This window comes from Streptococcus sp. 20925_1_77 (assembly GCF_041432125.1).
Taxonomy (GTDB): domain Bacteria; phylum Bacillota; class Bacilli; order Lactobacillales; family Streptococcaceae; genus Streptococcus.
This window is the reverse complement of the sequence record NZ_JAPVZB010000002.1, coordinates 47,062-63,931: the sequence shown is the minus strand read 5'-3', so window position 1 is coordinate 63,931 and position 16,870 is coordinate 47,062. Positions and strand designations below refer to the sequence as shown.

Sequence of the window (16,870 nt, the reverse complement as noted above, 5' to 3'; positions counted from 1 at the left end):
TTAAGGTATAGATACAAGCGAAGGAGCAATTCCTTAGAAACAGAAAAGGAGACTCCAACTAAGTAAGAAGACGATACTAGGAACAATGTATTTTCGTGGGTGCTTCCAACATTCCCTCTTTAAATTCCATTTTCTTAAAGGAAAATAGATTTCAATAAGTAAGTGCAAAAAAGCTTCCATTACTGCTAGAATCATGACTCCTAGTAAAAATAGAATCCCCAAGTCAGGCATGACCACCATTTTTAATAATAGAGCAACAAATAGATTCACAGCTAAGAAATAAGTCAGCAATACACGGTAATACATCAAGTAAAAGAAGCGACTCTTAGGAAGTGACTTAACATGATCAATCAAATCTTTATCCGCAGAAATGAGGGTGGTTAATGGCGTATTGACAGAAGCCATCGTTAAAAGAATGATAATTTTTAAAGATGCATCATAATCCTGTATCAGAATGAGAAGGAGGAATATGAGAGTAAAGACAAAATTGATGGAAAAATAGCGCTCTTGAAACAAGGAAAGCCAAAAATAATTGCCACTTCTTCTCTTTGCGACGAGCAACTGGTCATTTTTTGAAATCGCGACCAGGTCCTCATTTTTAAAAATTAAGACAGCAAGGAGGGCTGACAGTAAGATCATATAGGAAACTTGTTGGCCCCATAAAGAAGAGACTGTAAGAACAGTAGTTACAAAAATGAGCACCCCTCCTAGAAAACTGGGCCTTGTATTGAACTGGATAAAGACATAAAACACACTCAATACCACCAGTAAAGATAGGAGGACAAGCTTAAAGGATTGTGGCAGGTCTAACTTGACTCCCAAAAAGAGGATCAATAACAGCACGCGCTCTAACAAATTGAGGAGAAAGGTTACCGTCAGAAAAGAACATTTGAAACGATTGAGAGACAAAGGAAGCTGGTAATAGGCCTGGACCCTGTCCATCGAAAAGTAGGAATACAACAATTGAAAGGTTGATAGAGCAGTGACAATAAACGTACTGATCAATAAGACTTGAAAGCTCGTAGAAAATTTGGCCCCAACAAGATGGTAATAAAGTGCAAGGGCTAAGGAAGTCAAGAACAAGAAGAGCCGATTTTTGGATACCAAATCTCTAAAAATTGCTAGTAGCATGCTCTACCCCCTCTGACGATTGACGTCATGAAACCAATCTTCTAAATTCGATTCGATCGCGTCTAGGTGACCATCTTCAATAGTATAAGCTGTATCACAGACTCGAACGATACTCTCTGCGATATGCGAACTCATCAGAATAGAGCCTTCTTCTTTATACTGCAATAGTAAACCATATAGAAATTCTGTCGCATCAAAATCTAGGCCATCAAATGGTTCGTCCAAAATAAGGAGGGGAGGTTTGAGATAGAAAGCTGTGATCAGGAAGACTTTCTTCTTATTTCCCGTTGACAAACTACCGATATCGGTGTTGAGAAATTCTTCAAAATGAAAACCTGAGATCAGGTCCTGCAATACATTTTCATCTCTCTTTCGATGATACAAACGACAGACAAAATTAAAATAGTGAACAAAATCCCAGTTTAAAAAACTATTGTTTTCAGTAAAAACTGTATAGGTACGGCTCTTATAGAAATTCGTATGAAAAGAGGTCGCCTTATCTTCTAAGGTAACAGTCTCAACTGCATACTGCCGATGATCAAAAACACTACTTAAAGCTTTTAGCAAGGTTGTCTTCCCAGCTCCATTTCGACCAATCAACCCTACTACAGAATGATTGGGTACAAGCAAATTCGTGTCTTTTATAATGGGCTTGTCTTTTTTATACCAAACATTTAGCCCCTTGATGTTTAAACACTCACTCTTCATCGACGCACTCCTTTATAAAGGTAAGAAGCCCCAACTAAAAGCAACAGCAAAGCGTATAACCATTCCTTTTGAAAGGCAAAGACTAAGGCACCGATCAAGAAGCAAATTCCTATAAGGATTCTAAATTGTAATTTCATATCTTGCCTTCTTTCTATTCACAGTATGAAAGATTACAATTGTATTTTATGCTTATACTATAGTACTTTTTTAAAGCAGATTCAAGCACTAATGGAACATTCTCAACGCTTTAAGCAACATTTTATCTTTGAAGAGAAAAAAGAACTAGATACCTCTAGCCCCTTTACTTAAAATCTTAATTTTTCCCAGTCGTCGTCTGTCCGTTTGCGATAATAGTACTCGGACAAATCCGGGTCTTCCATCACTTCCAGCAGAGGAAGCATGTCGTAGGACAAGTCCAACTTTTCTAATTGGTCCTTCTTAACCCAAGAAACTTCTCCTTCTTCAGATGATCTGAGCTGGCCTGTAAATTCTGTTGCTTTGTAGCAAAAGACAATATAGCGACCTCCCTCTTCTGGCTCCCAGTCTTTGACTGCGACGAGTTTTGGATCTGCAATTGTCAGTCCTGTCTCTTCGTAGACTTCACGAATGACGGATTCTACAAGGCTTTCTCCTTCTTCGATATGGCCACCTGGAAAAGCATAGCCAGCCCAGTGAGTCTTTTCAGGTGAGCGGTATTGGAGGACTACTTTCCCATTTTCAAGATCTTCGACCATGCAAAGATTGCACAGTATAGTAGGCGTTGTACGTGACATATATTTCCTTTCTATGATATTGACAATTAATCAATATAAACTTTTTTCTTTATCTCTTTTTTCATGACAAAGGGATTTACTAGCTCATGGTATTCATCGAAGGCATCTAAAAGGGAACCTCTTTGAAAGACAATTGACTTCTCTTTTAAATAATACTCCGAGTGAATCGTTACCAAACCATGACCATCAAAACTAAAGAAAAACACAATGAATAATACTAGGATCAGGCTAACAAAGAAACTAAACAGTAGCCCCACTACATTCTTCCAATTGACTGCGTGAGTTCGATAGAAGCGATACCAGATGTGACAAAAAATCGTCACTGCTCCTAGATACAACCAAGGGTTCCACAGGAGCGGAGTAAAGGCGTAACCATTGTAGCCTAATACAACGTTAGCAAAAACAAAAAGTAAAAGAATCAGATACAAGATTCGAAACAGGTTCCGATACTTTCTCATGTTGATCTCCCTTTCTTAGTAATTGGTTTAAACTGGATCTCCTAAAGTAACATCAACAGAATATGATAACCTAACCGGAGCCAATGTTCTATAAGGGGCGTATCCGGATCATTTTTTTTGCTGTCTAAGAATAGACTTAGCGATAATAAAAGTAAGCTAAGTGCTATAACTATTTTAAGAACCAATCTCATACCACCAAGAGCTAAAGAAACTATTGAACCAATTAGTGGTAAAGGGGAAAATATAAATGCCACTATGCCGAAATAGATCTTAATCAATGATAAAACCAATAAACCATAAACAACAATCTTCGTAAATAGAGAGACTCTTTTATCTTCTTTTTTCAGTTTTGAAATGAAATAGATGACATAGATCATATACATAAACAGCAACATATTTATTTCCCCTATTTCCCATGGATTTTAATTCTATTTTATCCAACATCCGTTAAGAATACAACCGCTTGCCTAGAAATGTCCAACAAAGACAAGGACAGGATCAGAGTTTCTTCACTTCTGCTGCTACCTTTTGGAGATGCTGTTCCCGCATGCTAGCGGTGTTCACATCCCGGCCGACTTCTCCCAAGATACAGACGCGCTTGGTTTTAATCCCACAGTGGTTCAAGACGGCATTCTTCAAAACAGAGATGCCATAACTATCTGGAATGTTGAGAGGACCTGAAAAGATCTTGTACCACCAAGTAGGCGCCATGGAGGTCGCATAAATACTGGCTGTTTTCCCTTTGAACAACTTCTTAAATTGCTTGCCTCTCAGGTAATTCCAGATAAAGCTTCCCTGGTCATTGGCCGAGTATGCAATCCCCGGTGTAAAGACCCGGTCGATCCAGCCCTTCATAAGGCTCGGCATACTACTCCACCAGATGGGATAAACAAAGATCAAGTGATCCGCCCACTGGATTAATTCTTGGGAACGAAGAATAAAAGGATCTTCCTCCATCCGCTTTCGATAGCCATAGCGAAGAACCGGATCAAAGTCCTCATCATTGAGACTGATCACTTTAAGTTCATGGCGACCTGGGTCAATATTTTCTACAATGGTTTGAAAAATAGCCTGACAGTAACTTTCCTTATCCGGATGCCCATTGATGACTAGAATCTTCATTCGTCTTCTCCTTCATTTCTTTGGTTCATTCTTTTATTTTTTACTAGATTAATTGATAATGGTTCAAAGATTGATAGATAGGTCCTTTAGGAATTTTTATTTGAAGAACACATCATCCTCAATTCCTTAACAGGTTTTCCAAGTTTAAGTATTTTTTCTTGGCCATCAAAAGTAAAACCCATTTTTTGATAGAAAGCAATGGCTCGCTTATTCTCTTTCAATACCCATAAATAAATCTCAGAGAAATGATCGAGAGCAGCAAATGCAGCATGCATTAACTGTTTACTCACACCTTTTCCATAGTAATCTTTTAAAACATATAAGGCGATGATTTCACCAGCTTGAATGGCTTCATCACAAAAATTTCCATAGCTGATAAATCCAACGACCTTCTTTCCATCCATCGCAATCAAGGTATTTTCTGGATACTTTTGACTAAAGAAACGACATCTATCTAATGTCATCGTCTCCTGATATTCCGCGGGTAAAAGATCGTCATAAGCCTCTCTCCACGTTTGCCAATGAACGAGAGATTTTCCTTCTATCTCTTCAGGAGTTTCCATTGTTTTAATGATAATCTTCATTCGCTTTATCCTATCTAATCCAAAGCCTTGACTTCTAACATCATATCGCGGATCTGTGCTGCCAATTCGAAGTCAAGCACTTCGACGGCTTCTTGCATTTGGCCTTGCAGTTTCTTGACCAGTTCCTTGCGCTCTTGGCGGTTGAGACTGGTAATATCCACTTCCTTGTCCTCTTCCTTGGCCACCGCCTTGGTAACAGAGATCAGGTCACGGATTTCCTTCTTGATGGTTTGTGGAACAATGCCATGTTCTTCATTATAAGCCATCTGGATTTTCCGACGGCGAGCTGTTTCATCAATGGCTTTTTGCATAGACTGGGTCATGGTGTCCGCATACATGATGACGTGACCCTCACTATTACGGGCTGCACGACCGATGGTCTGAATCAATCCGCGTTCATTACGGAGGAAACCTTCCTTGTCAGCATCAAGTATAGCAACTAGACTCACTTCCGGTACGTCAATCCCTTCACGAAGAAGGTTAATACCGACCAAGACATCAAAAACGCCCAAACGCAAATCACGGATAATCTCTGTCCGCTCCAAGGTCTTAATGTCCGAGTGCATGTATTTGACCTTGACCCCCATTTCCTTGAAATAGTCGGTCAAGTCTTCTGCCATCTTCTTGGTCAGGGTAGTGACAAAGGTCCGCTCTCCACGTTCTACACGCGCATTGATTTCACCCAAGAGATCGTCCATTTGTCCCATGGTCGGACGCACTTCGACCTCTGGATCGAGTAGACCTGTCGGACGGATAATCTGCTCGATGATGGTATCGGTTTGTTCCATCTCATAGTCACCTGGTGTCGCTGACACATAGACAATCTGGTGGACATGGCTTTCAAACTCTTCACGACGCAGTGGCCGGTTGTCCAAGGCAGATGGCAAACGGAAACCATAGTTGACCAACATCTCCTTGCGCGAGCGGTCTCCATTGTACATACCCTTGATTTGGCCCATGGTCATGTGACTTTCATCGATCATGATGAGGAAATCTTCAGGAAAGAAATCCAAAAGGGTGTATGGTGGCTCTCCCTCACTCCGGCCATCCATATGACGAGAGTAGTTTTCGACACCATTGGTGTAGCCCATCTCCCGTAGCATTTCAATATCGTACTCTGTCCGTTGTTTCAGGCGTTGGGCTTCCAGCAGTTTTCCTTCCTTCTCAAAGATAGCTAACTGTTCTTCCAGCTCAGCCTGAATCTTGGCAATGGCCACTTCCATATGGTCGTCATTGGTCACGAAGTGAGTGGCTGGGAAAATGGCTAAGTGGTCCACATCTCCTAGAACTTGACCCGTCAAAGCTTCAATCTCACGAATCCGCTCGATCTCATCCCCGAAAAACTCCAACCGGAAGGCATGTTCATCACGCGAAGCTGGGAAAATCTCGACCACATCTCCACGGACACGGAATTTCCCCCGTTGAAAGTCGATATCATTGCGTTCAAACTGGATGTCCACCAAGTCATTGAGCAAACGATCACGAGAAATCTCCAGACCAGGACGCAAACTGACCACGCTGTCGGAATATTCCTTAGGCGAACCCAACCCATAGATACAAGAGACAGAAGCCACAACGATGACATCATTGCGCTCTAAGAGGGCTGATGTCGCGGAGTGACGAAGCTTGTCAATCTCATCATTGACCGAGCTATCTTTTTCAATATAGGTATCACTCGATGGCACATAGGCTTCAGGCTGGTAGTAATCGTAGTAAGATACGAAGTACTCGACCGCATTTTCAGGGAAAAATTCCTTGAACTCCCCATAGAGCTGGCCCGCTAGGGTTTTATTGTGGGCGATGACCAGGGTCGGCTTATTGACCTGGGCGATGACCTGGCTCATAGTATAGGTCTTCCCTGTACCAGTTGCCCCCATCAGGATTTGCGCCTTCTCACCACCCTCGATGTTATCCACCAACTGTTCAATGGCCTGCGGTTGATCCCCAGACGGTTGGTATTTCGATACTAGTTTAAATTTGTTATCTGTTACTCGATTAATCATACTTTCTTCCTTTGATTATACTTCCCTTATTTTACCACAATAGACGATATTTCTCTGACTTTTGAGGAGAGAATCCTCACATAGAAAAAGACCAGGCTCAAGTTCCGGTCTTCATATTCATCATCATTTCCTGTCAGTCATGACACACTTGTTCATTATCAACTCTTTCTTTCCTTTCCCCTAAGAGATAGACAATCACTAGGGATACAAGAAGAACCAGAGTGGTGATGATTGATCCTTCTGCTCCAAATGCCCCTCCGGTCAACCAGTCAGGTCCATCTCCCATGGTAAAGCTAAAGATAGACGCATCTGCGCCTGTGCCACTGACTTGAAAACCAAGGAGATTTCCTTGTACATAGTTCCAAGTGCCGTGTTGGGCGACCACTAGCCAGATACTATCGGTATAGATAAAAAGCAGAGCAGCTAGCACCCCATCAAGGATGATATTCAGAACGGATAAGAAGGTCACTCCTGCATTACCCATATGCAGAATGCCAAAGAGACTACTAGAAATCACGATCGCTAAAGGTAGATTAGTTCTTGCAGCAATCCGAGTCAGAAGCCAACCTCGCGTCGCCACTTCTTCAGTCCCTCCTTGAAGAAGCCAAAATGGGAATAAACCTAGAATAAAGAGGATGGGTTCTAAACTTAATTCATTAAGCTCAAAAGACCCGATTCCCCCTACCTGGTAGACAAGGGCAATGACACCCATTTGAAGTAGTGAAAGCAAGATCCCCCAGACTAGATACTTGAGCCAATTTCTTTTTACAAAGCCTAAGCTTGATAAAGCATTCTTCTCTATGACCTTCACCCAAAAAATAAAGAGAAATAGTATGATTACAAAACTGAAAAGCTCATAATAGAGAAGATAATGGTAGAAAAATTCTTGAATACTTGCTGTCCCATTTCCTGGTGAAAAGAACTCCGCCAGAAAACCTATCACTAAGGAAAATGGTCCCACCAATTCACTACCAAGCCATAGTCCCCCTTCTATAAAGAGGGAGGCTAAAAATACATAGAATAGTGTAGAAATAAGAACTGGCATAGATGTGTTTGTTTTTATATCCTGAATGATCTTTCCTTTCTTCATGATCAACCTCCATTTATCTAATAGGTCCATTGTAACAAAGAAAATCCAGAGCTGCAATATTGTTTCATGTCAGAAAACCTAACATCGCAAGCTGATTTTTCTTGCTAATCTGATACATTTCTGATATAATAGCTTTTATAGAAAAACATAAGATCATTCATACTCTAGTTGGTATGAATGTTTTGTTTTTTTCAGGCCATCCTTTGGTCAATGCACTCATGGGTCAAACACCCAAAGAGAAATGAAGAAAAAGGAGACAGAAATGAAGAAAAAATTACTAGCCTATTTGCTTTTCTTATTTCCACTGGTAGCATTCGCTGGTCATGCTCATGCTGAAACGATCAAGGTCGTTTTCGACACAGCTTATGCACCATTTGAATTTAAAGATTCAGATCAAACCTATAAAGGAATTGACGTAGAAATCTTGGACAAGGTCGCTGAAATCAATGGCTGGGATTTAGATAAATCCTTCCCTGGATTTGATGCTGCAGTCAATGCTGTCCAAGCTGGTCAAGCGGATGCCATCATGGCCGGAATGACCAAAACAACTGAACGTGAAAAAGTCTTCACCATGTCTGATACTTACTACGATACAAAAGTTGTCATTGCGACGAAGAAAGCTGACAAAATCACGAAGTACAGCCAATTAAAAGGGAAGACCGTCGGTGTTAAAAACGGTACTGCAGCTCAACGCTTCCTCGATAAAAACAAGGACAAGTACGGCTACAAGATCAAGACTTTTGATACGGGTGATCTCATGTACAACAGTTTAACAGCTGGTGCAGTGGATGCAGTCATGGATGATCAACCCGTCATTCAATATGCCATCCAAAAGGGTCAGGACCTAGCTATCAATATGGACGGGGAAGCAGTCGGTGGCTTTGCCTTTGGTGTTAAAAAAGGTGGCAATCATGAAAAGTTGATCACTGAATTTAACAAGGCCCTCGCTCAAATGAAAGCTGATGGAACACTTGATAAGATTATTAAGAAATGGACAGGGGAAAGCCAAGCAACTGCTAACAGTGCCGTTCCAACAACAACTACTCCTGCTGGTCAAAAAGCGACCCCTAAAAAATCAACATATAGTATCTCAAGTGATTCTTCCTTTGCACCATTCGTTTTCCAGAATGGGAAAAATAAGTATACAGGGATCGATATGGATTTGATCAAGGCCATTGCCAAAGACCAAGGATTTACCATTGAAATTGATAACCCTGGATTTGACGCTGCGGTAAGTGATGTCCAATCTGGTCATGCGCAAGGAATGATCGCAGGGATGACCGTGACCGATGCTCGGAAAGAAACATTTGATTTTTCTGAACCATATTATACTGCTAACTCTATTCTTGCAGTCCAAAAGGATAGCAAGATTGATTCTTACGATGACTTAAAAGGGAAGACGGTCGGTGTTAAAAACGGAACTGCATCGCAGACCTTCCTTGAAAAGAATAAAAATAAATATGGCTACAAGATCAAAACTTTCTCTGACGGTGCTTCTATGTATGACAGTTTGAATTCTGGTTCTGTCGCTGCGATTATGGATGACGAACCGGTTATCAAATACGCCATTAAACAAGGACGTAAATTCAAAACACCTATCGAAGGAACTCCAAGTGGTCAACTAGCATTTGCCGTTAAAAAAGGTGAAAATCCTGAATTGATCGAGATGTTCAACAACGGTCTTGCAAACTTGAAGAAAAATGGCCAATACCAAAAGATTCTCGATAAATACCTTAAGTCAGATAGCAAATCAAGTACTTCAAGTACAGCCGTAGATGAAACAACAATCTGGGGCTTGCTCCAAAACAACTACAAACAATTGCTAAGTGGTTTGGGTGTAACCCTTGCCCTTGCACTTCTCTCTTTCGCGATTGCTATGGTGATCGGTGTTATCTTTGGGATGTTTAGTGTTAGCCCTTATAAATGGCTCCGCTGGACAGCAGAATTCTTTGTCGATGTTATTCGTGGAATCCCACTCATGATCCTTGCTGCCTTCATCTTCTGGGGAATTCCAAACCTGATTGAGTCTGTCACAGGTCATCAATCGCCAATCAACGACTTTGTTGCAGGAACCATCGCCCTCTCCCTCAATGCTGCTGCTTATATCGCAGAAATTGTCCGTGGGGGGATCCAAGCTGTACCGATTGGACAGATGGAAGCCAGCCGAAGCCTTGGAATCTCTTATGGCAAGACCATGCGTAAGATCATCTTGCCACAAGCAACCAAACTCATGCTTCCAAACTTTGTGAACCAATTCGTCATTGCCCTGAAAGATACGACTATCGTTTCTGCGATCGGATTGGTAGAACTCTTCCAAACTGGTAAGATCATCATCGCTCGAAACTACCAAAGTTTCAAGATGTATGCTATCCTTGCCGTCTTCTACCTCGTGATTATCACCTTGCTAACACGATTTGCAAAAAAATTAGAAAAGAAGGTTAACTAATGGCTAAATTAAAAATTGATGTCCATGACCTCCACAAATACTACGGTGAAAATGAGGTCTTAAAAGGAATCTCAACAAAATTCTACGAAGGGGATGTGGTCTGTATTATCGGGCCGTCCGGTTCTGGTAAATCGACCTTCCTTCGTAGTCTTAATCTCCTCGAAGAAGTGACAAAAGGTCAAATTACCGTAAATGGATATGATCTAACCGATCCAAAAACCAATGTTGATTTGGTCCGTGAAAATATTGGGATGGTTTTCCAACACTTCAACCTCTTCCCGCACATGAGCGTCCTTGAAAACATTATGTTTGCGCCAGTAGAGCACAAACTGATGACTCGCGAAGAAGCTCAAAAAGTCGGAATGGAATTGTTGGAAAAAGTTGGACTCGCAGATAAATCCGATGCCAATCCAAATAGTCTTTCCGGTGGTCAAAAACAACGTGTGGCTATCGCACGTGGACTTGCCATGAATCCAGATATTATGCTCTTTGACGAACCGACTTCTGCCCTTGACCCTGAGATGGTTGGAGATGTATTGAACGTTATGAAGGACTTGGCCAAGCAAGGGATGACCATGATTATCGTCACCCACGAGATGGGATTTGCCCGCCAAGTAGCCAACCGCGTCATCTTCACCGCAGATGGTGAATTCCTCGAAGACGGCAAACCAGACCAAATCTTCGACAACCCCCAACACCCACGTTTGAAAGAATTCTTAGATAAGGTTCTAAATGTTTAAAAAGATAAACTAACGATTGGTTTTTGAAGCATCTAGCAAAATTGCTAGATGTTTTTTTAGACTAAAAAAGCATTTTCAAACCTGAAAATGCTTTTCATTTTAACAAATCTGTTGCTGAGCTGTCTGCATCTTGTAGTAAACACCTTGCGCTTCCATTAGCTCTTCATGAGTGCCATGCTCAACAATATCGCCATCCACCATGACAAGGATCATATCGGCATTTTGAATGGTCGATAAGCGGTGAGCAATGATAAAGCTGGTCCGTCCCTTCATGAGCTGATGAAAGGCATCTTGAATCAAAGCCTCAGTCCGAGTATCAATAGATGATGTCGCCTCATCCAAGATCAAAATCTTAGGAACCGAAAGAAAAACACGCGCAATCGTTAAGAGTTGGCGTTGACCTTGGGACAAAGACTCTCCAGCATCTGAAAGATAGGTATCATAGCCTTGTGGCAACTGCCGGATAAAGAAATCCGCATTGGCTGCTTTGGCTGCTTCTATCACTTCTTCTCTGGTCGCATCTGGCCGAGAAAAGGCGATATTTTCATGAATCGTCCCGACCTTAAGCCAGGTTTCTTGTAGAACCATGCCAAACTGTTGCCGGTAGGAAGCACGGGTGTAGTCCGTAATTGGCACCCCATCAATCGTAATCATCCCAGAGTTCACAGGGTAGAAACGCATGAGCAGATTGATCAAGGTCGACTTCCCTGCTCCTGTAGGCCCTACAATCGCTACCTTACTAGCGGCTGGAACCTGAATGGTTAAATCTTTGATCAAGGTCCGTCCTAAATCATAGCCAAATGCAACGTGCTCAAAACCAATCGCTCCTTTGACATTCTGCGTTTCCAAAAATTGATGTCCGGTTTCCTCAATCTCATCTTGATCCAATACGCTGTACAAGCGCTCTGCGCAAGCTAATGCACTCTGTAATTCAGACAAGACGGAGGAGATATCATTAAAGGGTTTGGTGTATTGGTTGACATAATTGAGAAAGGTTACCAATTGACCGACAGTAAAGTGAGAACCTGAAATGATTCGAACCGCACCAAATCCAGCCACCACTGCATAAATCAAGGCATTCACAAAGCGAGTCGCAGGATTGACCGTTGAAGAATAAAAGACAGCAGATTGGGAATACTTGGCATAGCTTTCATTCGTCCCTTTAAAAGCCTTACGGAATTGATCCTGAGCGTTAAAGGACTGGATTAAACTTTCCTGGGTCAAAGACTCTTCGATCAACTGAGTTTGCAGGCCACGCGCCTTGGTTTGTGCTTGGAAAAGCGTATAGGAGCGCTTAGCAATGAAACGAGCAATCAAGAGAGACAATGGGGTCAATACCAGAACTGCTACCATCATAAAGAAATCTAATCCTGCCATGGTCACGATGGTGACAAGAATGGTTAAGAGGCCCACAAAGAACTGGTTAAAGACCATGAGAAGACCGCTATTAAGTTGCTCTACATCGGTTGTTAAACGACTGACGAAATCCCCACTTCCTTGCTTGTCCAGATAAGACAAGGGCAAGCGATGCACTTTTTCCATCACTTTTTCTCTTAGGGTTTGGCTAAACCGATAGACCAATTGATTGTAGAGAAGAGGATTGATCCATTGAATCAAGGTATTTGCCAAAATAATCAGCACCATTTGGATCAAAATTGGCAATAAGACTTTCATTCCTTGAGGATTGATGACCAGGTCAACCGCATGTCCAATCAAGATCGGTAACCAAACCGTTAAGGCTACTTGAGCAATGGTCCCGATACTGGCTAGAATCAGGAGACCGGGATGGTGAGCAAAATCTCTAAACAGACGTTTTAAATGACTAGAACGTTTTTGACTCATGCTTCCTCCCTCCCGTGTTGTGAATAATGAATTTCTTGATAAATCTCATTCGTGGACAAGAGGAAATCATGATTTCCTAGTCCTACTTGACGACCTTTATTCAAGACCAAAATCTGATCAGCCGACTTGAGACTATTGGTGCGTTGAGATACTAAGATCAAACTTGTGTCATTCAATTCTTCTTTAATCGATTTTAAGAGACGAGCCTCCGTCAAATAATCCAAGGCAGAAGTCGAATCATCCAAAATCAAGAAAGGAGCCTTTTTCAAAAGAGCACGCGCAATGGTCAAACGCTGGCGTTGGCCACCTGAAAAATTTCGACCAAAGGCTTCAACCGGCTCATCCAGCTGTCCTTCTTTTTCACGGACAAAATCAGCCGCCTGAGCTGTTTCTAATGCCCACCACAAATCATCATCCGATAGATTTTCTTCCATTCCAAGTAAGAGATTAGAGCGAATGGTCCCTCTAAAGAGCTCTGCCTTCTGTGGGACTACAGCTACCCACTCCCGCCACTCCTTGAGACTTTTAGGAGAATGACCTTGATGATAGAGGGCTAATTTCCCCTGACTAACGTCATACAAATGACTCAATAACTGAATAAGGGTGGACTTCCCAGATCCTGTACCACCGATAATTCCCAGCATCTGTCCTTGGTCAAGATCAAAGGAAATACCCTCTAGGGCTGGGCTTGAAGCCGTTGGATAGGTGAAAGAAACTTCCTCTGCACTGATCGCTTCTTGTTCTCTTGCGGTTTCCTCTGTCAAAGCTTCTAGGAGGTCTTCTTCTTTCAAATCAAAGATCTCTTGTACCCGCTTGGCTGAAATATAGCTGACATTTAAAGACGTAACCAGCATAGCCAGCTTGATCAATTCTGTTAAAATTTGCAATAAATAATTGACCAGAGCGACCAACATCCCTTGAGTCAGAAGACCAGCAGAGATGGTCAATTGTCCCTGCCAAATAACACAGACTAAGGTCGTATTGACCACAAGGAAGGTCAAGGGACTGACCAAACTAGACCAGATACCTGCGCGAATTTGCCAGACTTTGTAGTCCTGATTGACCTCTCTAAAATCTTCTAATTCACTAGCCTGTTGTCCAAAGGCCCGAATCACTCGCATCCCTTGAAATTGCTGACGCGTCACCGTGACCATCCTGTCTGTGATTTTCCGAATCTTTGCAAAGAGAGGATTGACAATCCGGGACATGATGACAATAATCAGCGTCAAAATGGCCACCATCCCCAAGAACCAAAGGGTTAATTTCGGACTGATCATAAAGGCCATGATAATAGAGCCAAAGACAATAATCGGCGCCCTCAAAAAGAGGCGCAAGAAGAGATTGATCCCAACCTGGATTTGATAAGTATCAGAAGTGAGACGGGTTACCAAACTAGATGTACCGATTCTATCTCGCTTGTTCTTTGGAAGGGACAAGATCTTATCATACAAATCCTTGGTCATCTCACGGGTAAATCCGACAGCTGCTTTAGATGAAAAATACTGAGCCGTAATAGCAACGACGACACCAAAGCTAGCAAATAAAAACAAAGCACCGACCATCATCACCACTTCGCTCGTTTCCTTTTGCGGAATGACCTGATCGACTAAGTGGGCAATGATTAAAGGCACGCACAATTCAAAGATAGCTTCTAATAGTTTAAATACAGGACCTAAAATAGTTTCCGTTAGATAACCCTTAAAATACTTCAATAATGATGTCATCGTCTCCCCATTCTCTTTATCTGGATATATGATTGATCAGTCAACTTCTTATTTAGCTTGGTTCATCTCTTGACGCAATTGGGTCACTTGATTAGACAAAGAAACCAACAATTCTGTTTGCAACTTTTGAATCTCAAGTAGATCCGTCTGATCTTGTTGCACCATATGGTCAATCTTTGTATGGAGCAAACGAATTTCTCGTTCCGATTCCATATTGACGTTAAAGTCATTTCGTGCTTGCAGGCGATCATAATCTGCCGCACGATTTTGACTCATCATGATTAAAGGAGCTTGAATCGCCGCAATCGTAGACAGGGCAAGATTAAGCAAAATGAAAGGATAAGGATCAAAATTCCAACCAAAAGGATGCAAGACATTCATCAACATCCAAATTGCCATCATAAGAATGAAACTGATAATAAAGGTCCAAGACCCGCCAAAGCGTGCAACTGAATCCGCCACCCGCTGACCAAAGGTATAGCTAGCCGTCAAGCGGTCTTCAACGTTAAAGGGAGCCTCCGTCATCGGCAAGACTGCCGTCACCTGTTGCTTGATCGCCTCATTTTTCTCATTCGCCCGGTCAATAATCTGAGACAAATAATCCATACAATACTGACTTAAATTCTTGTAGGTAATAAAGTCATCCATCTGACTATCGGGATAAGAAATCTGCAACATGGTTTGGATGGTATGATCCAAGTCAGCAATCAAAGCACCATGAATACTATCATATTCTTTTCCATCAATGATATCTCTTTTCAGCATAGAAATTCCTTTCATAGTTTTTGGACCAGATAAAAGTTAAAAACGCCTAATGGCGTTTTTACGTCTATTAAGGTTTGATACGGTGCAACATACGTGGGAACGGAATGGCCTCACGGATGTGTTTCGTTCCAGCTGCAAAGGTTACCATACGCTCGATACCGATACCAAATCCACCGTGTGGTACTGTACCGTATTTACGAAGGTCAAGATAGAATTCATATTCTGTACGATCCATACCAAGTGATTCCATCTTCGCTACAAGGGCATCATAGTCTTCCTCACGCATAGAACCACCGATAATTTCCCCGTACCCTTCTGGCGCAAGCAAGTCTGCACAAAGCACGCGATCTGGGTTCCCAGGAACTGGTTTCATATAGAAAGCCTTGATGTCAGCTGGATAGTTGATCACAAATGTTGGCAAACCAAAGTGGTTTGAAATCCACGTTTCGTGTGGTGAACCGAAATCATCTCCATGTTCCAAATGTTCATAATCCGCATCTTCGTCGTTTTCATGCTCTTGCAAGAGATCAATGGCTTCATCGTAAGTAATGCGTTTGAATGGCTCTGCAATATAACGTTTCAAGAGCTCAGTATCACGTTCCAAGGTTTCCAAGGCTTGAGGAGCACGATCTAGAACACCTTGAAGCAACGCTTTAACATAAGCTTCTTGCAAGTCAAGTGACTCATCATGTGTCAAGTATGAGTACTCAGCGTCCATCATCCAGAACTCAGTCAAGTGACGGCGAGTTTTTGATTTCTCCGCACGGAATACTGGACCAAAGTCAAAGACGCGACCAAGAGCCATAGCACCAGCTTCAAGATAAAGCTGACCAGATTGACTCAAGTAGGCTGGTGTTCCAAAGTAGTCTGTTTCGAAAAGTTCAGTAGAATCTTCTGCTGCATTTCCAGAAAGAATTGGGCTATCAAATTTCATAAAGCCGTTCTTATCAAAGAACTCATAAGTTGCATAAATGATGGCGTTACGGATTTGCATCACTGCTACTTGTTTGCGTGAACGCAACCACAAGTGGCGGTTGTCCATCAAGAAGTCTGTTCCGTGTTCTTTTGGAGTAATTGGGTAGTCTTGTGATTCACCGATGACTTCAATGTCTGTAATATCCAACTCATAACCAAATTTTGAGCGCTCGTCTTCTTTGACAATCCCTGTTACAAAGACTGACGTTTCTTGGCTCAAGCGTTTGATGGTATCAAATTTTTCAATTCCCACTTCTTCCCCAAATTTTTCAATAAAGTTTGGTTTAAAAGCTACACCTTGAAAGAAGGCTGTTCCGTCACGCAATTGCAAGAAAGCAATTTTCCCTTTTCCTGATTTGTTGGCCACCCAAGCACCAATGGTCACTTCTTGACCAACATAGTCTTTTACTTCGATGATAGTAATCCGTTTTGTCATGTTTCATCTTCCTTTTCTCGTTAAACTTGTCCGAAGACATTATCTTCTTTATTGTATCATAAAGAGGCTTTCA

General features: G+C 41.9%; 14 protein-coding genes. 2 read left to right on the top strand and 12 right to left on the bottom strand.

Translation table 11 applies throughout. From position 1 onward, the window contains the following. Positions 1–33: 33 nt before the first annotated feature. The 8 genes from O3626_RS01630 to O3626_RS01595 form a co-directional block, all read right to left on the bottom strand. A complete protein-coding gene (locus O3626_RS01630; RefSeq protein ID WP_371494855.1) occupies positions 34–1,131 on the bottom strand; it encodes a hypothetical protein in 1,098 nt (365 codons plus the stop codon). Positions 1,132–1,134: 3 nt separating this feature from the next. Further along, positions 1,135–1,839, bottom strand: a complete 705-nt coding sequence (locus O3626_RS01625; RefSeq protein WP_134974761.1) for an ABC transporter ATP-binding protein — start codon at positions 1,837–1,839, stop codon at positions 1,135–1,137. 305 nt (positions 1,840–2,144) lie between these two features. Then, complete coding sequence (locus O3626_RS01620; protein WP_173018781.1) at positions 2,145–2,612, bottom strand: 8-oxo-dGTP diphosphatase; 468 nt, start codon at positions 2,610–2,612, stop codon at positions 2,145–2,147. Positions 2,613–2,638: 26 nt separating this feature from the next. Then, positions 2,639–3,070, bottom strand: coding sequence for a hypothetical protein (locus O3626_RS01615; protein WP_371494853.1), 432 nt, complete (start codon positions 3,068–3,070; stop codon positions 2,639–2,641). A gap of 498 nt (positions 3,071–3,568) precedes the next feature. Next, a complete protein-coding gene (locus tag O3626_RS01610; RefSeq protein WP_371494851.1) occupies positions 3,569–4,192 on the bottom strand; it encodes an NAD(P)H-dependent oxidoreductase in 624 nt (207 codons plus the stop codon). Between the two features lie 86 nt (positions 4,193–4,278). Beyond that, positions 4,279–4,776, bottom strand: a complete 498-nt coding sequence (locus O3626_RS01605) for an N-acetyltransferase family protein (protein WP_371494849.1) — start codon at positions 4,774–4,776, stop codon at positions 4,279–4,281. 14 nt (positions 4,777–4,790) lie between these two features. Beyond that, entirely contained in the window at positions 4,791–6,779 is a 1,989-nt protein-coding gene (gene uvrB, locus O3626_RS01600; RefSeq protein ID WP_371494847.1) for an excinuclease ABC subunit UvrB, read from the bottom strand. Positions 6,780–6,912: 133 nt separating this feature from the next. Then, on the bottom strand, positions 6,913–7,869 hold the full coding sequence (locus tag O3626_RS01595; RefSeq protein ID WP_176745945.1) for a CPBP family intramembrane glutamic endopeptidase: 957 nt from the start codon (positions 7,867–7,869) through the stop codon (positions 6,913–6,915). A gap of 262 nt (positions 7,870–8,131) precedes the next feature. On the opposite strand from O3626_RS01595, the gene O3626_RS01590 reads away from it, so the two are divergent. Both O3626_RS01590 and O3626_RS01585 read left to right on the top strand, forming a co-directional pair. After that, positions 8,132–10,315: an amino acid ABC transporter substrate-binding protein/permease gene (locus O3626_RS01590; RefSeq protein ID WP_371494845.1), complete on the top strand. Its 2,184-nt coding sequence runs from the start codon at positions 8,132–8,134 to the stop codon at positions 10,313–10,315. Beyond that, complete coding sequence (locus O3626_RS01585) at positions 10,315–11,055, top strand: amino acid ABC transporter ATP-binding protein (RefSeq protein WP_371494843.1); 741 nt, start codon at positions 10,315–10,317, stop codon at positions 11,053–11,055. Before O3626_RS01590 ends, O3626_RS01585 begins: the two co-directional genes overlap by 1 nt. Positions 11,056–11,154: 99 nt before the next feature. On the opposite strand, the gene O3626_RS01580 is transcribed toward O3626_RS01585, so the two are convergent. From O3626_RS01580 to asnS, 4 genes are all read right to left on the bottom strand, one after another. Beyond that, on the bottom strand, positions 11,155–12,897 hold the full coding sequence (locus O3626_RS01580; protein WP_371494841.1) for an ABC transporter ATP-binding protein: 1,743 nt from the start codon (positions 12,895–12,897) through the stop codon (positions 11,155–11,157). After that, positions 12,894–14,621, bottom strand: coding sequence for an ABC transporter ATP-binding protein (locus tag O3626_RS01575; RefSeq protein ID WP_371494839.1), 1,728 nt, complete (start codon positions 14,619–14,621; stop codon positions 12,894–12,896). The genes O3626_RS01580 and O3626_RS01575 overlap by 4 nt, the downstream gene beginning before the upstream one ends. 48 nt (positions 14,622–14,669) lie before the next feature. Further along, on the bottom strand, positions 14,670–15,386 hold the full coding sequence (locus O3626_RS01570; protein WP_315377390.1) for a DUF1003 domain-containing protein: 717 nt from the start codon (positions 15,384–15,386) through the stop codon (positions 14,670–14,672). Positions 15,387–15,453: 67 nt separating this feature from the next. Next, on the bottom strand, positions 15,454–16,797 hold the full coding sequence (gene asnS, locus O3626_RS01565) for an asparagine--tRNA ligase (RefSeq protein WP_371494837.1): 1,344 nt from the start codon (positions 16,795–16,797) through the stop codon (positions 15,454–15,456). Between the last annotated feature and the right edge of the window lie 73 nt (positions 16,798–16,870).